Genomic DNA, 19329 nt, shown 5'->3' with positions numbered 1-19329 from the left:
CAACATGTCCAGATATCGCATTGATTTTGTGGTTGTTTTTCTCGTAGGTCTGATTGCTGCCGGCTGGGTCGGCGCAGGCTATCTCCTGTCTAACCCGCTGGCGCTCGCCGTCACGCTGCTGGTTATAGCCTGCTACGTGGCGGGCGCACTGGAGTTGCAGCGCTATCAGCAGGCCACGGCCACGCTGACGCGCGCGGTGACGGAATTGTCCGAGGCGCCGGCGCGGCTCGGCTCGTGGCTCGAACGGCTCGATCCCGGGCTGCGCACGCCGGTGCGTCTGCGCATCGAAGGCGAGCGCGTCGCGCTGCCGGGACCGGCGCTCACGCCGTATCTGGTCGGCCTGCTGGTGCTGCTGGGCATGCTAGGTACACTGCTCGGCATGGTCACGACGCTGCGCGGCACGGGCCTGGCGCTGGACAGTGCGACGGACCTGCAGGCGATCCGCGCATCGCTCGCCGCGCCCGTCAAGGGTCTGGGTTTCGCGTTCGGCACCTCGATTGCGGGGGTGGCGACCTCGGCGATGCTCGGGCTGCTGTCCGCGCTGTGCCGCCGCGAGCGCGCGCAGGCGGCGCATCTGCTCGACACGAAGATCGCGACGACGCTGCGCGCGTTCTCGCAGAGCCAGAAGCGCGACGAGACGTTCAAGCTGCTGCAGCGCCAGGCCGACATGATGCCCACGCTCGTCGACCGCCTTCAGGCGATGATGACGGTCATCGAGCAGCAGAGCGCCGCGCTGAACGAGCGGCTGATCGCGAACCAGCACGCATTCCACGGCAGAACGGAAGCGGCGTACTCGCGGCTCGTCTCGACGGTGTCGCAGTCGCTGAAGGACAGCGCCGCCGAAAGCGCGCGCGCCGCTAGCGAAGCGCTGCAGCCGGCGCTGGAAGCGACGATGTCCGGCCAGGCGCGTGAAATGGCGTCGTTGCGCGAGACCGTCGAGCAGGCGGTGCAGCGTCAACTCGACGGACTCTCGACCGGCTTCCAGGCGAGCACGTCGACGGTGGTCGACCTGTGGAACGAGGCGCTCCAGGGACAGCGGCACGCGAGCGCGTCGATGGTGGCGGATCTGCGCGCTTCGCTGGAAGGCTTCAGCCAGTCCTTCGAGCAGCGTTCGAGCGCCCTGCTGGACGGTGTCTCGGCGCGCCTCGATGCGACGGCGGGCCAGGTGGCGAGCGCGGCGGAAAGCGCCCGGGCCGCGGGTGCGGCGTTGCAGCCGGCGATGGAAGCGACGATGGCGGCTCATGCGCGCGAAATGGCCGCGCTGCGCGAGATCGTCGAGCAGGCGGTGCAACGTCAACTGGACGGTCTGTCGACGGGCCTGGAGGCCACCACCGCGACGGTCGCGCAGATGTGGAACAAGGCGCTCCAGGGGCAACAGAGCGCGAGCGAGTCGATCGTCGCGGATTTGCGCGCGTCGCTGGAAGGCTTCAGTCAGACTTTCGAGCAACGTTCGGGCGCCTTGCTGGACGGCGTGTCGGCGCGCCTCGATGCGACGGCGGGCCACGTGTCGCAAGCATGGACGGACGCGCTGTCGCAACAGGCGCGCGCGGGCGAAAAGCTCGCCGATCACAACCGCGAGGCGCTCACGACGGCCGCGGCCGCTTTCGAGCAGCATTCGGCGGCGCTGTTGCAAGCCGTCGGCCAGTCGCACGCCGGCTTGCAGGCCGAACTGGCGTCGCGTGACGAAGCGCGTCTGGCGGCATGGCGCGCATCGCTCGAAGCCGTCGCCGCGAACCTGAGTCAGCAATGGGAAGAAGCGGGCGCGCGCAGCGCGAGCCGCCAGCAGGCGATCTGCGACACGCTCGCGCAGACGGCCACCGATATTTCGGCGCAAACCCAGGCGCACGCGAGCGGCACGATCGCCGAAATTTCGCGGCTCGTGCAGGCCGCCTCGGAAGCGCCGCGCGTGGCCGCCGAAGTCGTCGCCGAACTGCGCCAGAAACTGTCCGACAGCATGGTTCGCGACACCGCGATGCTCGAGGAGCGCAGCCGTTTGCTTGCCACGCTGGAAACGCTGCTCGACGCGGTGAACCATGCATCGACGGAACAGCGCACGGCCGTCGATGCGCTCGTGTCGACGTCGGCGGGCTTGCTGGAACGCGTGGGCACGCAGTTCAACGACAAGGTCGAAGCCGAAACGCGCAAGCTCGGTGAGGTGGCCGCGCAGGTGACGGGCAGCGCCGTCGAAGTGGCGAGCCTCGGCGAGGCATTGGGCGTCGCGGTGAAGCTTTTCGGCGAATCGAACGACAAGCTGATGGCCCATCTGCAGCGCATCGAAGCGGCGCTCGACAAGTCGCTGCTGCGCAGCGACGAGCAACTCGCGTACTACGTCGCGCAGGCGCGCGAGGTCATCGACCTGAGCATGCTGTCGCAGAAGCAGATCGTCGAAGATCTGCAGCAGCTGGCAGGCCGGCGCGCTTCCGCAGGAGCCGACGCGGCATGAACGAGGACATCGACGGCGGCGTCGAGCCGACGACGCCCATCTGGGCCGCGTTCAGCGACCTGATGTCGGTGCTGCTGGGCGCGTTCGTGCTGCTGCTGGTCGCTGTGATCGGCGTACAGCTGGAACTGTCCGCGCGGCTCGACGACGCGGTGAAGCAGCGGCAGATGGAAGCGCAGCGCCGCAAGACGCTGGAGCAGGCGCTGGCGGGTCCGCTCGCGGCGGGGCGCGTGACGCTGGTGAACGGACGCATCGGGATCAGCGGCAACGTACTGTTCGCGCTGAACTCGGACCAGTTGCAGCCGCAGGGGCGCGATCTGTTGAAGAGCCTGGCCGCGCCGTTGTCCGCGTATCTCCGTTCGCACGACGAAATCCTGATGGTGAGCGGTTTCGCCGACGACCAGCAGGTGCGTGCGGGCAACCGGCGTTTCGCCGACAACTGGGAACTGTCGGCGCAGCGCGCGCTGACGGTGACACGCGCCTTCATCGATTCGGGCATTCCGGCGTCGTCGGTGTTCGCGGCGGCGTTCGGCTCGGAACAGCCCGTCAGTTCGAACGCAGACAGCGAGGGACGCGCGAAGAACCGTCGCGTGGAAATCGCGGCGGTGCCGAGGCCGTCGTCGGCGGGCAGCTCGAATCGTGAGTAACGGCACAACCCAACCCCAAGCGACGCTTGACGCATGGCGCGAGCAGGGCGCCGACGCGCACGATCCGCTGCGCTTTCATTTCATCGATGCGTTGGCGCGGCGGGCCGCACAGTATGACGGCGAGACACGCCGCCTGCTGGACGCGCGTCTGTGCGCGTTGCTCGATGCGTATGCCGCCGATGTCGCAGACCATGCTTCGCAAGCCGACGTGGCGGAGCGCTCGGCAGGGGCGGGCAAACCTTCGCGTGGTCCGCTCGCCGGACTGGTCGACTACATCGCAAGTCAGGCGAGCGAAACCGGCGAGCGCACCCCAAACAGTCCCGCCGTGCATGCCGAACTGAAGGCGCTCGACTACTTTCGCGAGACCTGGTCGAAGGTCAGCGCCGAGAAGCAGTTGCGTCAATCGCTCGAACAGGTGCCGGGCAATGCCGGTCCGCTCAATTCGAGCAGCCTCGTGCACAGGTCGCTGTCGCTGATGCGCGAACTGTCGCCGGGTTATCTGCAGCAGTTTCTGTCATACGTCGACGCGTTGTCGTGGATGGAGCAGCTCACGGGCAGCAGCGTGCAGCCCGTCAAAGAGGCGCCTCGCGCCGCGAGTGCGAAGAAGGGCACGCGCGGCAAGTCGCGCTAGTCCGCGTCTGCCTGCTTCCTGTATTGCGAGGCGAGCTTGTCCTGCTGGTTCGGCGGAACAGGGTCGTAGTGGCTCAGCTCGATGTTGTAGTTGCCGTGCCCGCCCGCGATCGCGTTGAGCCGCGACTGATAGTCGGTGAGTTCCGATAACGGCACTTTCCCCGCCACCACGACGGCATGCCCCGCCAGATTGCGCGTGCCCTGTACCTGCGCACGCCGTGACGACAGGTCGCCGATGATGTCGCCCATCGTGGTCTCGGGCGTCATCACTTCGATATTGACGATGGGTTCGAGCAGCACGGGCTGCGCCTTGAGCACGGCGTCGATGAATGCCTTGCGGCCCGCCGTGATGAACGCGACTTCCTTTGAATCGACGGGATGGCTCTTGCCGTCGAACACGGTGATGCGCACGTCCTGCATTGGGAAGCCCGCAAGCGGCCCGTTCTCGATCACCTGCAAAATCCCTTTTTCCACGGCGGGCATGAACTGGCCTGGAATCGCGCCGCCTTTTACGGCATCGACGAACTCGTAGCCCGCGCCGCGCGGCAGCGGTTCAACACGCAGCATCACTTCGCCGAACTGTCCCGCGCCGCCCGTCTGCTTCTTGTGGCGGTGATGTCCTTCCGCCTTGCCGCTGATCGTCTCGCGATACGCGATCTTCGGCGGCCGCGTGACGACAGCCAGCTTGTACTGATCGCTGAGCCGCTCCAGCATGTGCCGCAGATGCAGCTCGCCCAGGCCGCGCACGACGGTCTCGTTGGTGCCGACGGGATGTTCGATTCGCAGGCACGGGTCTTCGGCAGCGAGTTTCTGCAGGATTTCCCACAGACGTTGTTCGTTGCCGCGCCGCTCCGGTTCGATCGCAAGGCCGTAGATGGGTGTCGGAAAGGCGAGCGGCGCGAGATGGATGTTGCCGTCTTCGGGCGCGTCGTGCAGCACGGCATCGAATGCTATCTCGTCCACCTTCGCCGTCGCGCAGATATCGCCGGGTCCCGCCTGCAGCACCTCTTCGTGGTCCTTGCCTTGCAAGAGCATCAGATGCGCGACACGAAAGGGCTGACGCGCGTCACCGATATACAGCTGACCGTCTCGCCGCACCGTGCCTTGATGAATACGGAACACCGCCATCTTGCCGATGTACGGGTCGATTACGATCTTGAACACATGCGCGAGCACGTGCTTGTCGGGATCGGGCTCGGCCTGCACCGTGTCGCGCCGCCCATCGACATCGCGATAGAACAGGGGCGGATTGCCTTCGAGCGGATTGGGCAGCAGGCGCACGAATACATCGAGCAGTTCGGGAATGCCCGCACCCGTCGCTGCTGACGTGAAGCACACGGGCACCAGATGACCTTCGCGCAGCGCGCGCTCGAAGGGCTCGTGCAACTGTTCCGGCTTGATCGCTTCGCCCTGTTCGAGATACAGCTCCATCAGCTTCGCATCGAGTTCGATCACCTGATCGACGAGTGCGTCGTGCGCGGACCCGACGCTGAGCAGATCGGCCTCGCCCGACGGATTGAAGAAGCAGTCCACCACGGCCTGTGCGCCTTGCGCCGGCAGATTGATGGGCAGGCAGTTCTTGCCGAAGGTCTCCTGAATCTGTTCGAGCAGTGTCGGCAGATCGACCTTCTCGCCGTCGATGCCGTTCACGATGATGATGCGGCATAGCTTGCGTGCCTCTGCCCACGCCATCATGCGGCGCGTGGTCATCTCGATGCCGGTGCGCGCGTTGATGACGATGGCTGCCGTTTCGACGGCTGGCAATGCGCTGATGGAGAGGCCGGAGAAGTCGGGATAGCCCGGTGTGTCGGCGAGATAGATGCGGGTGTACTGATAGTCGAGGTGCGCGATCGCGGAAGAGAGCGAGTGATGGTATTTGCGCTCCAGCGGATCGAAGTCGCAGACGGTCGAGCCCCGATCGACACTGCCTGCTGCATGGATCGCGCCCCCTTCTTTCAGCAGCGCTTCGATGAGCGAGGTCTTGCCGCAACCGGCATGGCCGACCAGCGCGATGGTACGGATGGCTTCGGGTGGATAATCCATGACCGTCCTCATTCTGCGGCAGTGATTCGGGCATTATTGGTGAAAATGGCGCGTCCTGCCAGACGGCCCGCACCAATTCGCGAATTCCGGTATGCTGCGGCGCGGTATAAACGGATCGCGCATGTTTCTGATAACGTGGGCCGATCTCCGCGAATCTTGACAGGATCGAATCCGCAATGACTCAACCGCTCCGAATCGACTTCGTTTCCGATATCGCCTGCCCGTGGTGCGCGATCGGGCTTTCGTCCTTGCGTCTCGCGCTGGAGCGCTTCGGCGATGCAGTGGATGCGCAGATAGTCGTGCATCCGTTCGAATTGAATCCGCAGATGGGGCCCGAAGGCGAAAAGATCGTCGATTATCTCGGCAAGAAATATGGCCGCACACGGGCGCAGATCGAAGAGACGCAAGCGATGATCCGTGAGCGCGGCGCGAGCGTCGGCTTCGCGTTCGGTCCGCGCGCGTATGTGTACAACACGTTCGACGCGCACAGGCTGCTGCATTGGGCGGGCATCGAGGGCAGGCAGTTGCCGTTGAAGCTTGCGTTGCTACAGGCCTATCACGGCGACGGCAAGGACCCGAGCCATCATGACGTGCTTGTCGAAGCCGCGCAATCCGTTGGTCTCGACGGCGAGAAAGCACGCAGCGTGCTAACGGGAGGGGACTACGCCGATGAAGTTCGCGCCGAAGAACGGGAGTACCAGGCAATGGGTATTCAGTCGGTGCCGTCGATCATCTTCAACCAGCGCTATCTGGTGACGGGCGGACAACCGGTGGAAGCGTTCGAGGAGGTCATCCAGCAGATTCTCGCCGAAGGCAACGCGGGCGCATGACCTTGTTCCCATTGAAAGTGGACTGCAAGAAAAATATCTTTTGAGGTGGTGGAATAACCGTTCGTCGATTGCGTTAGCCCTTGAGTTGCACGCGGGTGCCGCGCGCCACGCTCGCGCATGCGCTCAAACAAACGTCATCGAACTGGAGCGGTTTTGAGTCACAACCACAATACGGTCCAACCGGGGTGGGTTCGCGTTACGCACTGGATCAATGCGTTGGCTGTCGTGCTCATGGTCATGAGCGGATGGCAGATCTACGATGCGTCGCCGATCTTCCCGGTCATTCGGTTTTCTCCTTCGATCACGCTAGGCGGCTGGCTAGGCGGCGCGCTGCAATGGCATTTCGCAGTGATGTGGCTGCTGGTCGCGAACTTCAGCATCTATCTTGCGTGGAATTTCGCCGGCCGCTTTCGACGCAAGCTGCTGCCCCTCGAGGCGAAACAGCTTTCAGCCGATCTGCTCGCCGCGCTGCGCGGGCGTTTGAAGCACGACGATGTCGCACGTTACAACGCGCTGCAAAAGCTCGCGTATCTCGTCGTGATCGCCGACATCGCGCTGGTCGTGCTATCGGGGCTTGCCGTGTGGAAGTCGGTGCAGTTTCCGCTGCTGCGCACGCTGATGGGCGGATACGACAACGCGCGCGTGGTGCACTTCATCTGCATGAGCGTGCTCGTCGCGTTCGTCGGCGTGCATGTCGCGATGGTCGCGCTGGTGCCGCGCTCGCTGCTTCTGATGATCCGGGGGCGCTGAAACATGACGATCCGCAAGCGCACGCCGCAGCCCGGCTCGTTTCTCGCCACGCATGGCGAGTCGATCGTTCGCGACGCGCAGCGCGAACTCAAATCACCCGCACGTCGCCTGTTCGGTCAGCGCCTGCTGACGCTCGGCGGCATTGCGCTGCTGTCGGGCTGCGATCTCACCAACGACAAATCCGTGAACGCCGCGCTGCGGCGCATTTCGTTCTTCAACGACGAGGTGCAGGCCCTGTTGTTCGATCCGAACACGCTTGCGCCGACATACCCCGAGTCGATGATCACGCGGCCTTTTCCCTTCAACGCGTTCTATGACATCGACGATGTGCCCGAGGTCGATGCCGCTTCCTACCGCTTGCAGCTAAGCGGTCTCGCGCACGGCAAGCGCACGTGGACGCTCGACGAGTTGCGAGCGCTGCCGCAGGAAAGCCAGATTACGCGGCATATCTGCATAGAAGGTTGGAGCGCGATCGGCCATTGGGGCGGCGTGCGCTTCTCCGATTTCCTGCGTCGAGCAGGCGCGGACATGAGCGCGAAGTATGTGTCGCTGCGTTGCGCCGACAACTATTGGACCAGCATCGACATGCCGACGGCGCTGCATGCGCAGACGCTTTTGACGCTCACTTACGACGGCGACGTGCTGCCGCACAAATACGGTTTTCCGATGAAGCTGCGCATGCCGACCAAGCTGGGCTACAAGAATCCGAAGCATATCGTCGCGATCGAAATCACAAACCAGTATCCGGGAGGTTATTGGGAGAACCAGGGCTATAACTGGTTCGGCGGCTCGTGACAGCATCGCATTGTTCCGTCTCCGTTGTTCGTTCCTCTCTCTAAACCCGAATCAACCAGTTAGGAGTTTCTATGTCTTTTCGCATCAGATTCGGCGCCGCTCTGTTGACGGCCACGCTCGCGAGCGCTGCCTTCGCGCAGACGCCGGCGACGAAGCCCACGCGCATACGTGGAGAAATCGTTTCGCTCGACGGCGACACGCTGAAGGTGCATCGCCGCAGCGGCGACACGGTATCGATCGAGGTCAAGCAGGCCATCGCTGTGTCATCCGTCAAGCCAATGCAGCTCTCCGATATCAAGCCGGGCTCGTTCATCGGCACGGCCGCGACGACGGGCACGGACGGCAAGCTGACGGCGACGGAAGTGGTGGTGTTCCCCGAGTCCGCGCGCGGGACGGGCGAAGGGCATTATGCATGGGATCTCGGACCGAACAGTTCGATGACCAATGCGAACGTCGATACCGTGGTGCAAAGCACGAGCGGGCGCGATCTGACACTGTCGTACAAGGGCGGCAGCAACGTCGTGACGGTTCCGCCGAATGTACCCGTGGTGACGATCGCGCCAGCCGCACATAGCGATCTCACGCCGGGCAAGAAGGTGTTCGTGGTCGCGACGCCTGCATCGCAAGGTGCGTATGTTGCGCAGCGCGTCGTCGTGGAAAAGGATGGTGTTGCACCACCGATGTAACGTTGCACGAAGGGGTTGTGCAGGCATTTGAACACGCGGGTTCAAAGCCGCCGTAACGAATCCCGCCAATTTTTTTTCGATTTTTGTTAGCGGCTGCGGCGATAAGATCGCCGCAGCCGTCATAAAAGGGAAGAAAAATGGCGATCACGTTGAAGCTGTCAGCGTCGTCGAGTTCGGGCAAGTCCTTGAAGATAGACGCCATTCGTTCTCTCGCGGCGTTTTGGGTATTGATGTATCACTTCAAGCCGCCCCTTTTCAAACAACTCCTGCCGCATCAGCTTGCATTTCTGGGCAGCGCGCTATGGTCCGGCGCGACGGCGCTATTCGCGGGGCCCGCTGCCGTCATCGTGTTCTTCGTAATCTCGGGCTATTGCATTCACGCTGCATATCACAAGGATGTCGCCTTAAAGCCCATTAACTATTACGCATCCCGATTCATTCGTATTGGATTGCCGCTGGTGATTTTGCTATGCGTCGTTCAGCCTTTGCCGGCGGGGCAGAATTATCTGGAATCGGTGTTGTGGTCGCTTGACTGCGAAATGGTCTATTACGCGGTTTATCCGATCTTGCGGCCGCGCTTTCGCTACATCGGCGACATGATCGTCGGCTGCGCGTTGATGGCGGCGGCGATGGTCGTATGCGTGCGATTGTTCGGACATCCCGCCTGTCATGGCTGCGTCTACGAAACGTATCGTATTCCGGGTACCGCGCTGCTGTATGCAGCCGGCTGGGTCTCGGGCTGTCTGATTGCGGAGTCGCAGCGCAATGCTGCGCAATTCCAGATTCGCGGCGCGTACTCGCCACTCACGCGGGTACTCCAACGTGCGCTGGATACATGCACGCAGACGCTGGCAACGCAACTGATCTTCCTGAGAGCGGTCGTCGTCGCGGCGGGCGCGGCCGTGATGATTCTGCTGTCCGAATCCAGTCTCAAGCCCGCCATGCTGCCGCTGATCACCCCCGACATCACACTGCCCGTGTTCCAGTTCCTCGCGGTGATCTGGATCGCGACCGAGACGGCGACGCCTTCCCGCTCTCGCGTGTGGTCGACGCTGGCCGCGTGCGGTGCGTGGTCGTATAGCCTGTATCTGTGCCACAAGACGGCACTCGCGCTGCTCGAAGCCCTGTCGTTCGACACGAGCGGGCGTTTCGCATGGTTCATCGAAGTGGGGCTGGCGTTTGCGATCAGCTATGCGTTTTATCGCGTAGTCGAAAAGCCGTCGCATGTCATTTCGCAACGGCTGCGCAAGTACGCCCCCGATGTGCCGGGCGCGCCTGCGGCCTGAACCGGCTCGGCAGCGATCACGGTGTCCAGCGATACACGATCACGCTCGATCCGTTGTAGTTGTCCTTCGTGACGACGTACTCGCCCGTGGATCTGACGAAAGCGCTCAGCCCAAATATCGAGTCGACGTCGTTGCCGACATCCACGTTGCCCGGATTCGAATTGATGAGCGTCGTGTCGAGATGGCCCGTGGTGAGATTGAACGCATCGATGTTGGGCACCGTGTGTACATAGCCGACGAACAGATAGTTGCCCGCCGCCGCCATCGACTTGGGATTGGCGCTGGTGAGATGGATGACGGGGGCGGGCCGCGTCATGTTGCCCGCGCTCCAGCCGTGATACACCTCGATGCGCGTGCTCATCGCCGTCCAGTCGGCGCTGCCTGCGATGCCTTGCGCAAGAATCATCGTGTCGTTTTCGGCGAGATAGACGATGCGCGTCAACGGGCGAATGCTGAGGGGTATCGGCAGCGCGATGCCCGCGCCCCATGTCGGCTTGCCGTATCCGTCGAAGCCCGTCAGCGGATAGTGATAGATGTGATTCGTGCGATCGAGCCCGGCCCACACGTCGCCCTTGGTGTCGATGCTGAAGCCGCCCGTGACGGGGCGCGTCGTATTGAACGCTGAGCCGGGAATCGATGCATCCGGTACGGCGATGTAGCCAGTCGACGGTTCGAAATGGAAGAAATAGAAGATCGCCGGATTTTGGCCCGATGCAACGAGAATCCGGTTGCCGCCGACGCTGACGAGCTGGCCGAAGTGTTCGTCGCGCTGCGTGTCGTTGGCGTTGAGGCGCGGGTCGCCGGGATACGAGAAAGGGTCCACGGTGTTGGCGACGAAGGTTCCGCCCGCCGTGCCCGAATAGATGTTCGTGCCGCTATAGAATAACCGACCGTCTGTCACCGGATCGGCTGCCGCAACCGCTTCGAAGTTGAGCGCCTGAAGCTTCCACAGCAGATTGCCCGCGCCGTCGTACGCGTGAAGATCGGTGCCGCCGTTGCGACCGAGATCCCAGCCGCCGCCCCACGGGTTGTTGAGCACATACAGATTGCCTGCCGCGTCCTTGCCGATGCCTGCGACGCGTGTGAAGCGCTTGTCGCCCACCTGACCTTTGATGCCCGTCGTCGTGTCGAGATAGCCGCCTTGAACGCCGAAAGTGCCGACGAGTTGCGGCGCGCGTGTTACGCCGCTTGTTGCACTGTAGAGCTTGATGTTCATATCGGGCCCCTCGTCGCCGGCCATCAGCAGTCCGCGGGGCGCATCGAAATACAATGCGCAAGGGCGCGAGGTTGCGGGCATCTGGATCGTGTTCAGCAACGCGCCCGTGGGACTGTATTCGACGATCGCGCCCGCGCTCTTGCGCGCCACCCACACGTTGCCCGCATCATCCAGCGCGAGTGCGCCGGGACTCGCAACGCTGATGTCCTGCTGCCACGCACCGTCGGTGGTGAACACGCGTACGCGATTGCCGAAGAAGTCGCTTGCGTACAGCAGCGAGCCTGCCGTCGCGAGGCCCGAGATCGCATCGGCGTGGCTCATGGCAGTCCACGTGCTGACGTTGATGACGAGGTCGCGTGCACCCGTTGCGCGGTTGTAGCGGCCCACGCCGCCCGTTCCATATTGCGTGCCCGCCTGCATCGCCGCGAAGATCGACGTTGCATTGCCCGTGATGGCGCCGCCCTGGAATTCGCTATGGATGCCGATCGAGCCCATGCTACGGCCATTCTGGTAGATCGCAACGCCGCCTTCGTTCTCGTCCCACATCGACGCCGTGTAGACAACGCCCTCGGGTGCGACCCACATCGAGCGCGCGGCGTTGCCGACATGAGCGGCGAGCGTGCCATATGTATTCGCGAGCCAGTCGGTGGTGTACTGCGCGTGACAGCCAGGCCCGCTTATCGCAATCATTGCGCAGAAGAGCAACGCGCGCAGGCGTATTCGTATGTTGAACATGCGGAGCTTCTCCTGGCGCGCGAGATGGGGCGCATTCGGGACGCCCGCATTTTATGTGCCTGTTTATTCGAACGGGCGTCGATATGCGACGGCGGGTGTAGGAAATGCTGTTCGACGCAGCGTCTCGGCGACAACGCAATGTGCATTGGATAAACGCCATGCGGCGCACATACTTGTCACAATGCGCAGCGCGAAAAAGGCCTTCAATCGATGCATGCCGCACTAGAATGAGTTACTGCCGCATGCGCGTTCGCGGCGATGCGAGCCTCGCGCTCGCCTTCAATTCTTCCGCACCGGAGGCTTAGCATGCCGACCTATCAGTATCGTTGCGAAAGTTGTGGCGAAAAATTCGAACACGCGGAGCACGTAGCAGAACATGCCACCGCGCAGCTGAAATGCCCCAAATGCGGCAGCGAGAAGGTGCAACATGCGCCGGCGCCGTTCGTCGCGAAGACGTCCCGCAAGAGTTGAGCGCCCGGCGACCCGCTGGCTAACCGGATATATCGATGAAACCATGCGAAGCTTGCAAGGCTTTGACGGGTATGCCGTCGGCCACGCCGCCGCATGGCGATTTGAGCGCAGCGGGGTCGAAAGTGACGGGACAACCAGCGCATCCTGTCAAACGCTACGACGAATACCGGTGCACGGTGTGCGGTAACTGGATGCTTAGAAACACGCAGGACGGCGACCCGCCCGGCGTCTGGTCGTCCACGGTATGACGTGCACGGCCTGATCTACGTGACACGAGGTTCCGATGGCATGGCTAGTGATTCTTCACGGCGCCTACTGGCGCGACGTTTCCGCCGACGTGTTCAAGGAGCACGCGAAGCGTGACGACTGGAGCGAGCTGACCTGCGATACCTTCGACGCCAGCGAAAACCTGTGCGAAGCGGAGCGCGACGGTCTGAAGCTGCTCATTCCGCGCAACACGGTGATCGCCGCGGTGAATCTGCAGGACCGCGAGCGGGCGTCGGGGTTTGCATTGCCCGCCCGCGATAACAGCGTGTAGCGTTTGACCTTTACTGCTCGTCGGCGAGCGGCATCGACGAATCGAGCAGGTCGGGTCCAATGCGCGCATCGCTGGCCTGCCGGCTCTCGACAAAAGGCCGCTCGGGCTTCATGACGAAGCTCAATGCGATTCCGCACACCATCACACCAATCGACAGCATGAACGTCACATTCCAGTTGCCCAGCCGGTCGACCACATAACCGGCGACGACCGGGCTCGCGATCGCCGCGACAAAGCCATTGCCGCTCATGATGCCGCTCGCGGTGCCAGCGCGATCGTAAGCGATATCCATCGGGATCGCCCACATCGGACCGATGTTCATTTCGTTGAAGAACATCGCGGCCGCAAGAAAGATCAGCGAGTACATCGGATCGTGCAACAGCACGACAGGGATCAGCGAGAGGCCCGTGAGCGCCATGCAGCACGCAACGAGATAGCTGCGCGCGAGCCTGACGTTGCCCGATTTGCGCAGCAGCCTGTCGCTCACGAGACCGCCTGCCAGATCGCCCACCACGCCCGCGATGAACACGCCCGACGTGAACACGACTGCCTTCTTGATGTTGAGATGAAAGCTGTGCATGAAGTACAGCGGCATCCAGTCGAGCATCAGCCAGAGAATCCAGTTGTAGCAGAAGTACACCGCGGATACGGGCGCCATGCGTCTGTACAGACGCATCCATGTGCCCGGTGCATCGGCGAGACGTACCTTGGGCGGCGGCAGCGCGGCGAGTTCGCCGCGCGTGATGCGCGGATGATCAGCGGGCCGTTCCGTGTACGTGAAGTACCACAGCATCAGCCAGCCTGCGCTGAGTGCGCCGAGCAAGTAGAACGAGAAGCGCCACTTGAAGGCCGTCATCAGCGCAAGCACGAGCATCGGTGCTATTGCATTGCCGAGCCGCGCGCACGAATGCGTGATGCCTTGCGCCATGCCGCGCTTGTCCTTGGTCACCCACGCGGCCATCGCGCTCGTCGAAGCGGGGAAGGTCGCGCCTTCACCGAGCCCGAGCAGCAGCCGCGCGGCGATCAGCGACAGGAAGCCGCCCGCGAATCCCGTCAGCGCGGTCGCGGCGGCCCATACGGTCGCGCAGGCGATCAGCGTGCGCCGCGCGCCAAAGCGGTCGCTGACCCAGCCGCCGATGAACTGAAACATCACGTACGGGTACGCAAATGCGGAAAAGATCAGTCCAAGCTGTGTATTCGTGAGTCCGAGCTCGCTCTTGAACTGACCGGCCGCCGTGCTGATGTTGACGCGATCGACGTACGTGATGAAGTACATCAGGCACAGCGTTGCCAGCACCATCGTCGTTGCCTTGGGCAGCAATCGTTTCATGTCTCCTCCTTGTGTTGTCGGCCGGCGTGCGTGTTCAGCGCCGCGCCGAGCCCGTCGTGAATGCGGCCACGCCATCATGGAATGCGCTGCTGCCATAGACGGATTCGATCAGGTCCGTGTCGTCGAGACGTTGTTCGACGACGAGCCGGCGCAGGCTTTCCTTCACGGCATGCTGTGTGACCTGCGACAGCGCGCCGAGCCGTTGCGCGAGCGTGCGCGCGGCGGCGTCGAGCGCATCTTTCGCGCAGACCTCGTAGACGTAGCCGCACGCCAGCGCCTCGTCGGCGGAAAGGAAATCGGCAAGCAGCAGCATCTTCTTGACGCGCGGCACGCCGAACGCCGCATGCAGCCGTGCGAGGTTGCGCGACGACAGCGTGTTCGATAGCGTCTTCGCAATCGGTGCGCCGAATTTCGACGCATCGCTGCAGATGCGGAAGTCGCATGCTGTGGCAAGGGCGAGGCCGCCGCCCACGGCCCAACCGTCTATCACCGCGACGGTCGGCACGGCAATGCGCTCGACGGCATCGATCACGCGTTCGACGAGCGCTTCATATGCGACGCCCTGGCGTCCGTCACGGAAGTCGCTGAAGTAGCCGATGTCGGTGCCCGACACGAACGACTTGCCGCCCGCGCCGCGAAGCAGAATGCAGCGCACGAGCGTATCGCGCTGACATTGATCGATCAGCGCGAGCAGCGCTTCGTACATGGGTAACGTCATCGCGTTGTGACGCTCGGGACGGTCGATCAGAATCTCCGCCGTCGCTGTGTCGACCATCTTCAATGTGACGTGCCCGTTCATGGCTGCGTCCCGTTGATCTCGGCATAGAGTTCGTCGTTGTGCTCGCCGAGCAGCGGCGGATGGCGCCGCACCTGCTGCGGTGTGCCGAGCAACTTGACGGGAAAACCGATGTTCTTCACCGTGCCTTCGATGGGATGCTCGATCTCCATGCACATACCGCGCTGCTGCGCATGCTCGCTGCCGAACGCCTCGGGATACGAGAGAATCGGTCCGGCGGGAATGCCCGCCGCGAGCATCGTGTCGATCCAGTCCTCACAGTCGCGCTTCGCGAACGACTGCTCCAGCGTTTCGATCAGCGCCTCGCGATTCTTCAGGCGTAGCGACACGTTTTCGTATTCGGGGTGCCGCAGCAGATCGGGCCGCTCGATCAGTTCGCACAGCTTCGTCCACAGCTTCTGGTTGGTCGCGCCCATCACGAAGTAGCCGTCGCGCGCCTTCACGGCCTGATAGGGCGCGCTCATCTTGTTGCTCGTGCCGAGCGGCGCCGGCGGCACACCCGTGCCCCAGTAGTCGGACATGTCCCAGATCGAGAACGCCATCGCCGAATCGAACAGCGACGCGTCGATGTGCTGCCCCTGGCCCGTCTTCTGCGCGCCGATGTACGCGGACAGCAGCCCGTACACGGCAAACAGCGCACAGCCGATATCGGCCACGGGCACGCCCGCTTTCACGGGCTTGCCGCCTTTGTAGCCCGTGACGCTCATTACGCCCGACATCGCCTGCGCCATCAGATCGAAGCCGGGGCGCGACGCCCACGGCCCGCTCTGGCCGAACCCGGAGATGCTCGCGTAGACGATCTTCGGATTGATTTCGCGGATCGTGTCGTAGTCGATGCGCAGCCGCTGCACGACGCCCGGCCGGTAGTTTTCGACGATCACGTCCGCCGTTTTCGAAAGCTTGTAGAAGAACTCGCGGCCTTCGTCGGTTTTGAGGTCGAGCGCCACGGAACGCTTGTTGCGGTTCATGTTCAGGAAGCCCATGCTGTCCGGCCCCTTCATCTTGAAGCCCATCGCGCCGCGCGTCTGGTCGCCTTCGGGCGGCTCGACCTTGATCACGTCGGCGCCCAGGTCGGCGAGCAGCATGCAGGCGAATGGCCCCGCCATCACCTGGCTGACATCGAGTACACGGATGCCTTGCAGCGGCAAGGGCCGCGATTGAGTGGTTTCGTCGGCTTGCGACATGGATGCGTCTCCGGAAAGATAAGGGCGTGCGCCGGCCGCGGCGCGAACGGCGTCGGCAGCCGCGGCTGGTTGATGTCGAGGGCGATGCGAGAAGGCGGGCGCAGCGGTCGAACGCTGCGCGGATGCGGCGCAGGTCAATGAAGCCGAACTAGCCGCGCGTCGAAAGAAGAGTCGTTGTCATGCCGTCTCCATGTGTGCGTTGTTGGCACCACTCTCCCTCACCTGCGAGACGGGGGCAAGGACGTAACGGTCATGGCTGGATTCGCAAATCGCGAAAGGGGCGCCATTAACGCGGCGCACCCGTCAGCGCGGCCACGACGTTCTGCAGCGTCTGCGCCTGCGCATGCCCTTCGACGCACGACAGCACATAGCTGCGCTCGTGCCAGTCGCCTTGCAGTTTGGCGCAGGCGAGCGTCGCGTCGGGGCGAAAGCTTTTCAGCACAGCGGGCGGCATCAGACCGACACCGAGGCCATGCCGCACGAACGCGAGCATCGTGTCGAAGCCGTTGACGGAGAAGTCGTTGCTGAACTGCCGCCCGCGGCTGCGATACGCGCGCTGCACGGCGGAAAGAATCGCCGAGCCCTTGCCGAGACTGACGAGGGGCCTGCCGAGCAGATCGTCCAGTGCAACGGGCTCGCTGGGAAAGTGAAAATGCGACGGGCTGTAGACCAGCACGAGACGGTCCTGGCGGTAGGCGAGCTGCGGCAGGTCGAGAAACCCGCTCTTTTTCTCGTAGATGCCGATATCGATCACCTTGTCGCGCAGCAACTGCTGGATGATCTTGCTGTTTTCCTCGATGACCTTCAGCGCAATGCTGGGATACTGCCGCTGGATGTCCGCGATGTCCTGCGCGAGAAACTCGATGATGACGGCCTTGGGCGCGCCGATGATGATGCGTCCTTCGAGCCCTTGAACGAGCGCCTGCGCGTCGCCCGTCAGCCGGTCGACGAGCGTGTCGATCTGCCGGAGATGGCGCAGCAGCTTGTCGCCCGATTCGGTGATTTCGACGCCGTGCGGCACGCGCCGGAACAGCTTCGCGCCGAGCTGCTCTTCGAGATCGGATACACGGCGCGACGCGGCGGCCACGGCGAGGCCGAGCTTGTCGGCGGCGCGCGAAATGCTGCCTTCCTCGACGATGGCGAGTACCAGCCGGACAGTGGTTGTATCGAGTCTCACAGTGGTTTTGGTCCCCAGCGTTCTGCGGCGCTTGCGCGCGCTGCAAATTTTGCACGTGCCGCCTTCCTCTTGTCAGCACGAACGGACGAAATTGCGGCATTATGCGTGGCTTGGCGCGTCGTCCACCGGCAGCGCAAGCGCAATCCGTGTTTACCTGACTCAATCCTCGCCAGTTTCAGGCCGTTAGCCCAAAGAACAAAGGTTGCCCCCGATGAGCCGGAGTACACCATCCCGACCACGGCTGAGCCATGTCTGAGAAAGCCTCCATCTTCGCTTCACTGCTCGCAACGCCCACGCCCGGGAAGGCCGTGGTCAGCCCGTCGGTGCGGGCCGCGCTGCTATCGGCGCTGTTCGACAACGCGTGGCCGCTGTTCCTGTCAGGCATCTCGAGCGTGTTTGTGGCGATCGTCGCGTGCGTCCGGCTGCATCAGACGTGGGCAGTGCTCTGGCTGATCGCCGATATGGCCGTGCTCGCCACGCGGCTCGGCATCGTCCGCACTTACGTGGCTCGCAGCCGCGTCTGCGCGGTCCATCCCGGCCCGTGGGCGGCCCGCTATGCGCCCGTGGGTCTCTGCGCATGCCTGCTGCTCGGTCTCGGCACGGCGGCCTGCTTTCTGTCGCCGGACAAGGAGCTGGCGACGCTCTCGATCATGGTCGCAGCGGGCATACTCGGCGGCATCGCGTCACGCAACGCGGCGCTGCCGCGGCTCGCTATCGCGCAGATCCTGCTCGGCACGATGCCCATCGGTATCGGCGCGCTGCTTGCGCCGCAAAGCGGCGCATGGATTCTCGTGCCGCCCCTCATCGCCTACAACGCCGCGATGGTCTCGGTCGTGCGACGCCATTACCAGGGGCTCGTTGCGCTGATGACTGCCGAGCAGCGGCACGCCGAACTCGCCGCGCGCTTCGATGCGGCGCTCGCCCACATGCCGCATGGCCTGTGCACCGTCGACGGCGCGGGCAACGTGGTCATTGCGAACCGCCGCACGGCCGAGCTGTTTGGCGCGACTGTCGAGCGGTTGAAGCTGAATGTGCCGCTGCCCGAATTCATCGGCCATGTGGGCATCGCGCAGTTCGGCGAAACCTTGCACAAGCGGCTCGTCGAGCAGTGCAATGCATGGCTTGGCGACGGGCATGGCCCGCTCGACCCGATGGATCTCGAACTCGAGGATGGCCGCCAGCTCGAGTTGACCCGCAACCCGGTGCCCGACGGCAGCGCCGTCATCATCATCGAGGACGTCACGCAACGGCGGCAGACGGAGGCGAAGATCCTGCACCTCGCAAGTCACGACTCGTTGACGGGGCTGCCGAATCGCCGGGAATTGCGCGACCGGCTCGAACAGATCCTGAGCGTGCGGGCGCGGCCGCAGGGCGGATCCGTCGCGATGATGTATCTGGATCTGGACGGCTTCAAGCAGGTCAACGACCGGCTCGGCCATTGCGCGGGGGATGAAGTGCTGGAGACGGTCGCCGCGCGGCTCTCGCGCGTGCTGCGTCCCGGCGAACTGGTCGCGCGGCTGGGCGGCGACGAGTTTGCGATTATCGCGGATCACACGACGCTGCCGTCCGTCGTTGCGCTCGCGCAGCGCGTGATCCGCGACATCGCGCTGCCGTATCACCTGTCGACGGGCGAGGCGGTGAGCATCGGCACGAGCGTCGGCATTGCGCTCGCGGCGAACGACGACTCCGTCGACGGCCTGATCCGGCGCGCGGATCAGGCGTTGTACAGCGCGAAGCAGGCTGGCCGGGGCACGTATCGCGTGGCGAACGCCTAG

17 protein-coding genes are annotated in these 19329 nt (G+C 63.7%); 11 read left to right on the top strand and 6 right to left on the bottom strand.

Annotation, left to right across the window (positions count from 1 at the left end; all coding sequences use genetic code 11):
• Positions 1 to 4: 4 nt before the first annotated feature.
• The 3 genes from BPHY_RS32005 to BPHY_RS31995 are packed head-to-tail and all read left to right on the top strand — an operon-like array spanning position 5 to position 3718.
• A complete protein-coding gene (locus BPHY_RS32005) occupies positions 5 to 2443 on the top strand; it encodes a DUF802 domain-containing protein (RefSeq protein WP_012405617.1) in 2439 nt (812 codons plus the stop codon).
• Positions 2440 to 3087 carry an OmpA family protein gene (locus tag BPHY_RS32000; RefSeq protein ID WP_012405616.1) on the top strand — a complete coding sequence of 216 codons (648 nt, stop codon included), beginning with the start codon at positions 2440 to 2442 and terminating at the stop codon, positions 3085 to 3087. The genes BPHY_RS32005 and BPHY_RS32000 overlap by 4 nt, the downstream gene beginning before the upstream one ends.
• Entirely contained in the window at positions 3080 to 3718 is a 639-nt protein-coding gene (locus tag BPHY_RS31995) for a DUF2894 domain-containing protein (RefSeq protein ID WP_012405615.1), read from the top strand. The genes BPHY_RS32000 and BPHY_RS31995 overlap by 8 nt, the downstream gene beginning before the upstream one ends.
• On the opposite strand, the gene fusA is transcribed toward BPHY_RS31995, so the two are convergent.
• On the bottom strand, positions 3715 to 5760 hold the full coding sequence (gene fusA, locus BPHY_RS31990) for an elongation factor G (RefSeq protein WP_012405614.1): 2046 nt from the start codon (positions 5758 to 5760) through the stop codon (positions 3715 to 3717). The genes BPHY_RS31995 and fusA overlap by 4 nt on opposite strands.
• A gap of 176 nt (positions 5761 to 5936) precedes the next feature.
• On the opposite strand from fusA, the gene BPHY_RS31985 reads away from it, so the two are divergent.
• The 5 genes from BPHY_RS31985 to BPHY_RS31965 all read left to right on the top strand — a co-directional run bounded on the left by BPHY_RS31985 (position 5937) and on the right by BPHY_RS31965 (position 10107).
• Positions 5937 to 6590 carry a DsbA family oxidoreductase gene (locus BPHY_RS31985; RefSeq protein WP_012405613.1) on the top strand — a complete coding sequence of 218 codons (654 nt, stop codon included), beginning with the start codon at positions 5937 to 5939 and terminating at the stop codon, positions 6588 to 6590.
• A 117-nt stretch (positions 6591 to 6707) separates the two neighbouring features.
• A complete protein-coding gene (locus BPHY_RS31980) occupies positions 6708 to 7340 on the top strand; it encodes a cytochrome b/b6 domain-containing protein (RefSeq protein ID WP_052306208.1) in 633 nt (210 codons plus the stop codon).
• A 3-nt stretch (positions 7341 to 7343) separates the two neighbouring features.
• Positions 7344 to 8135 (top strand): molybdopterin-dependent oxidoreductase, encoded by a 792-nt coding sequence (locus tag BPHY_RS31975; RefSeq protein ID WP_012405611.1) that lies wholly within the window; start codon positions 7344 to 7346, stop codon positions 8133 to 8135.
• A 71-nt stretch (positions 8136 to 8206) separates the two neighbouring features.
• Complete coding sequence (locus tag BPHY_RS31970; RefSeq protein ID WP_012405610.1) at positions 8207 to 8821, top strand: hypothetical protein; 615 nt, start codon at positions 8207 to 8209, stop codon at positions 8819 to 8821.
• A gap of 137 nt (positions 8822 to 8958) precedes the next feature.
• Positions 8959 to 10107 (top strand): acyltransferase family protein, encoded by a 1149-nt coding sequence (locus BPHY_RS31965; RefSeq protein WP_012405609.1) that lies wholly within the window; start codon positions 8959 to 8961, stop codon positions 10105 to 10107.
• 16 nt (positions 10108 to 10123) lie between these two features.
• Here the strand turns inward: BPHY_RS31965 and BPHY_RS31960 are convergent, their stop codons facing one another.
• Entirely contained in the window at positions 10124 to 12058 is a 1935-nt protein-coding gene (locus BPHY_RS31960; protein ID WP_012405608.1) for an SMP-30/gluconolactonase/LRE family protein, read from the bottom strand.
• 306 nt (positions 12059 to 12364) lie between these two features.
• Between BPHY_RS31960 and BPHY_RS31955 the strand changes: the two genes are divergently transcribed.
• Both BPHY_RS31955 and BPHY_RS31950 read left to right on the top strand, forming a co-directional pair.
• On the top strand, positions 12365 to 12529 hold the full coding sequence (locus BPHY_RS31955; RefSeq protein WP_041765736.1) for an FmdB family zinc ribbon protein: 165 nt from the start codon (positions 12365 to 12367) through the stop codon (positions 12527 to 12529).
• Positions 12530 to 12812: 283 nt separating this feature from the next.
• Positions 12813 to 13067 carry a hypothetical protein gene (locus BPHY_RS31950; protein WP_012405607.1) on the top strand — a complete coding sequence of 85 codons (255 nt, stop codon included), beginning with the start codon at positions 12813 to 12815 and terminating at the stop codon, positions 13065 to 13067.
• A 10-nt stretch (positions 13068 to 13077) separates the two neighbouring features.
• Here BPHY_RS31950 and BPHY_RS31945 read toward each other — a convergent pair whose 3' ends face one another.
• The 4 genes from BPHY_RS31945 to BPHY_RS31930 form a co-directional block, all read right to left on the bottom strand.
• Positions 13078 to 14397 carry an MFS transporter gene (locus BPHY_RS31945; RefSeq protein WP_012405606.1) on the bottom strand — a complete coding sequence of 440 codons (1320 nt, stop codon included), beginning with the start codon at positions 14395 to 14397 and terminating at the stop codon, positions 13078 to 13080.
• 34 nt (positions 14398 to 14431) lie between these two features.
• On the bottom strand, positions 14432 to 15196 hold the full coding sequence (locus BPHY_RS31940) for an enoyl-CoA hydratase (protein ID WP_012405605.1): 765 nt from the start codon (positions 15194 to 15196) through the stop codon (positions 14432 to 14434).
• Entirely contained in the window at positions 15193 to 16377 is a 1185-nt protein-coding gene (locus BPHY_RS31935; protein WP_012405604.1) for a CaiB/BaiF CoA transferase family protein, read from the bottom strand. Before BPHY_RS31935 ends, BPHY_RS31940 begins: the two co-directional genes overlap by 4 nt.
• Before the next feature lie 286 nt (positions 16378 to 16663).
• Positions 16664 to 17554, bottom strand: coding sequence for a LysR family transcriptional regulator (locus BPHY_RS31930; protein WP_012405603.1), 891 nt, complete (start codon positions 17552 to 17554; stop codon positions 16664 to 16666).
• A 248-nt stretch (positions 17555 to 17802) separates the two neighbouring features.
• Between BPHY_RS31930 and BPHY_RS31920 the strand changes: the two genes are divergently transcribed.
• On the top strand, positions 17803 to 19329 hold the full coding sequence (locus BPHY_RS31920; RefSeq protein ID WP_012405602.1) for a sensor domain-containing diguanylate cyclase: 1527 nt from the start codon (positions 17803 to 17805) through the stop codon (positions 19327 to 19329).

Origin of the sequence: Paraburkholderia phymatum STM815 (genome assembly GCF_000020045.1) — a bacterium.
Classification (GTDB): domain Bacteria; phylum Pseudomonadota; class Gammaproteobacteria; order Burkholderiales; family Burkholderiaceae; genus Paraburkholderia; species Paraburkholderia phymatum.
The sequence above is the reverse complement of the archived record's forward strand: the minus strand, read 5'-3'. Positions and strand labels throughout refer to the sequence as shown.

What these genes read in the sequence shown, in the direction of transcription:
- BPHY_RS31950 (WP_012405607.1), top strand. Translation starts at nt 12,813, where the DNA reads ATGGCATGGCTAGTGATTCTTCACGGCGCCTACTGGCGCGACGTTTCC.
- BPHY_RS32000 (WP_012405616.1), top strand. Translation starts at nt 2,440, where the DNA reads ATGAACGAGGACATCGACGGCGGCGTCGAGCCGACGACGCCCATCTGG.
- BPHY_RS31970 (WP_012405610.1), top strand. Translation starts at nt 8,207, where the DNA reads ATGTCTTTTCGCATCAGATTCGGCGCCGCTCTGTTGACGGCCACGCTC.
- BPHY_RS31945 (WP_012405606.1), bottom strand. Translation starts at nt 14,397, where the DNA reads ATGAAACGATTGCTGCCCAAGGCAACGACGATGGTGCTGGCAACGCTG.
- BPHY_RS31960 (WP_012405608.1), bottom strand. Translation starts at nt 12,058, where the DNA reads ATGTTCAACATACGAATACGCCTGCGCGCGTTGCTCTTCTGCGCAATG.
- BPHY_RS31955 (WP_041765736.1), top strand. Translation starts at nt 12,365, where the DNA reads ATGCCGACCTATCAGTATCGTTGCGAAAGTTGTGGCGAAAAATTCGAA.
- BPHY_RS31985 (WP_012405613.1), top strand. Translation starts at nt 5,937, where the DNA reads ATGACTCAACCGCTCCGAATCGACTTCGTTTCCGATATCGCCTGCCCG.
- BPHY_RS31940 (WP_012405605.1), bottom strand. Translation starts at nt 15,196, where the DNA reads ATGAACGGGCACGTCACATTGAAGATGGTCGACACAGCGACGGCGGAG.
- BPHY_RS31935 (WP_012405604.1), bottom strand. Translation starts at nt 16,377, where the DNA reads ATGTCGCAAGCCGACGAAACCACTCAATCGCGGCCCTTGCCGCTGCAA.
- BPHY_RS31965 (WP_012405609.1), top strand. Translation starts at nt 8,959, where the DNA reads ATGGCGATCACGTTGAAGCTGTCAGCGTCGTCGAGTTCGGGCAAGTCC.
- BPHY_RS31980 (WP_052306208.1), top strand. Translation starts at nt 6,708, where the DNA reads ATGCGCTCAAACAAACGTCATCGAACTGGAGCGGTTTTGAGTCACAAC.
- BPHY_RS31975 (WP_012405611.1), top strand. Translation starts at nt 7,344, where the DNA reads ATGACGATCCGCAAGCGCACGCCGCAGCCCGGCTCGTTTCTCGCCACG.
- fusA (WP_012405614.1), bottom strand. Translation starts at nt 5,760, where the DNA reads ATGGATTATCCACCCGAAGCCATCCGTACCATCGCGCTGGTCGGCCAT.
- BPHY_RS31920 (WP_012405602.1), top strand. Translation starts at nt 17,803, where the DNA reads ATGTCTGAGAAAGCCTCCATCTTCGCTTCACTGCTCGCAACGCCCACG.
- BPHY_RS32005 (WP_012405617.1), top strand. Translation starts at nt 5, where the DNA reads ATGTCCAGATATCGCATTGATTTTGTGGTTGTTTTTCTCGTAGGTCTG.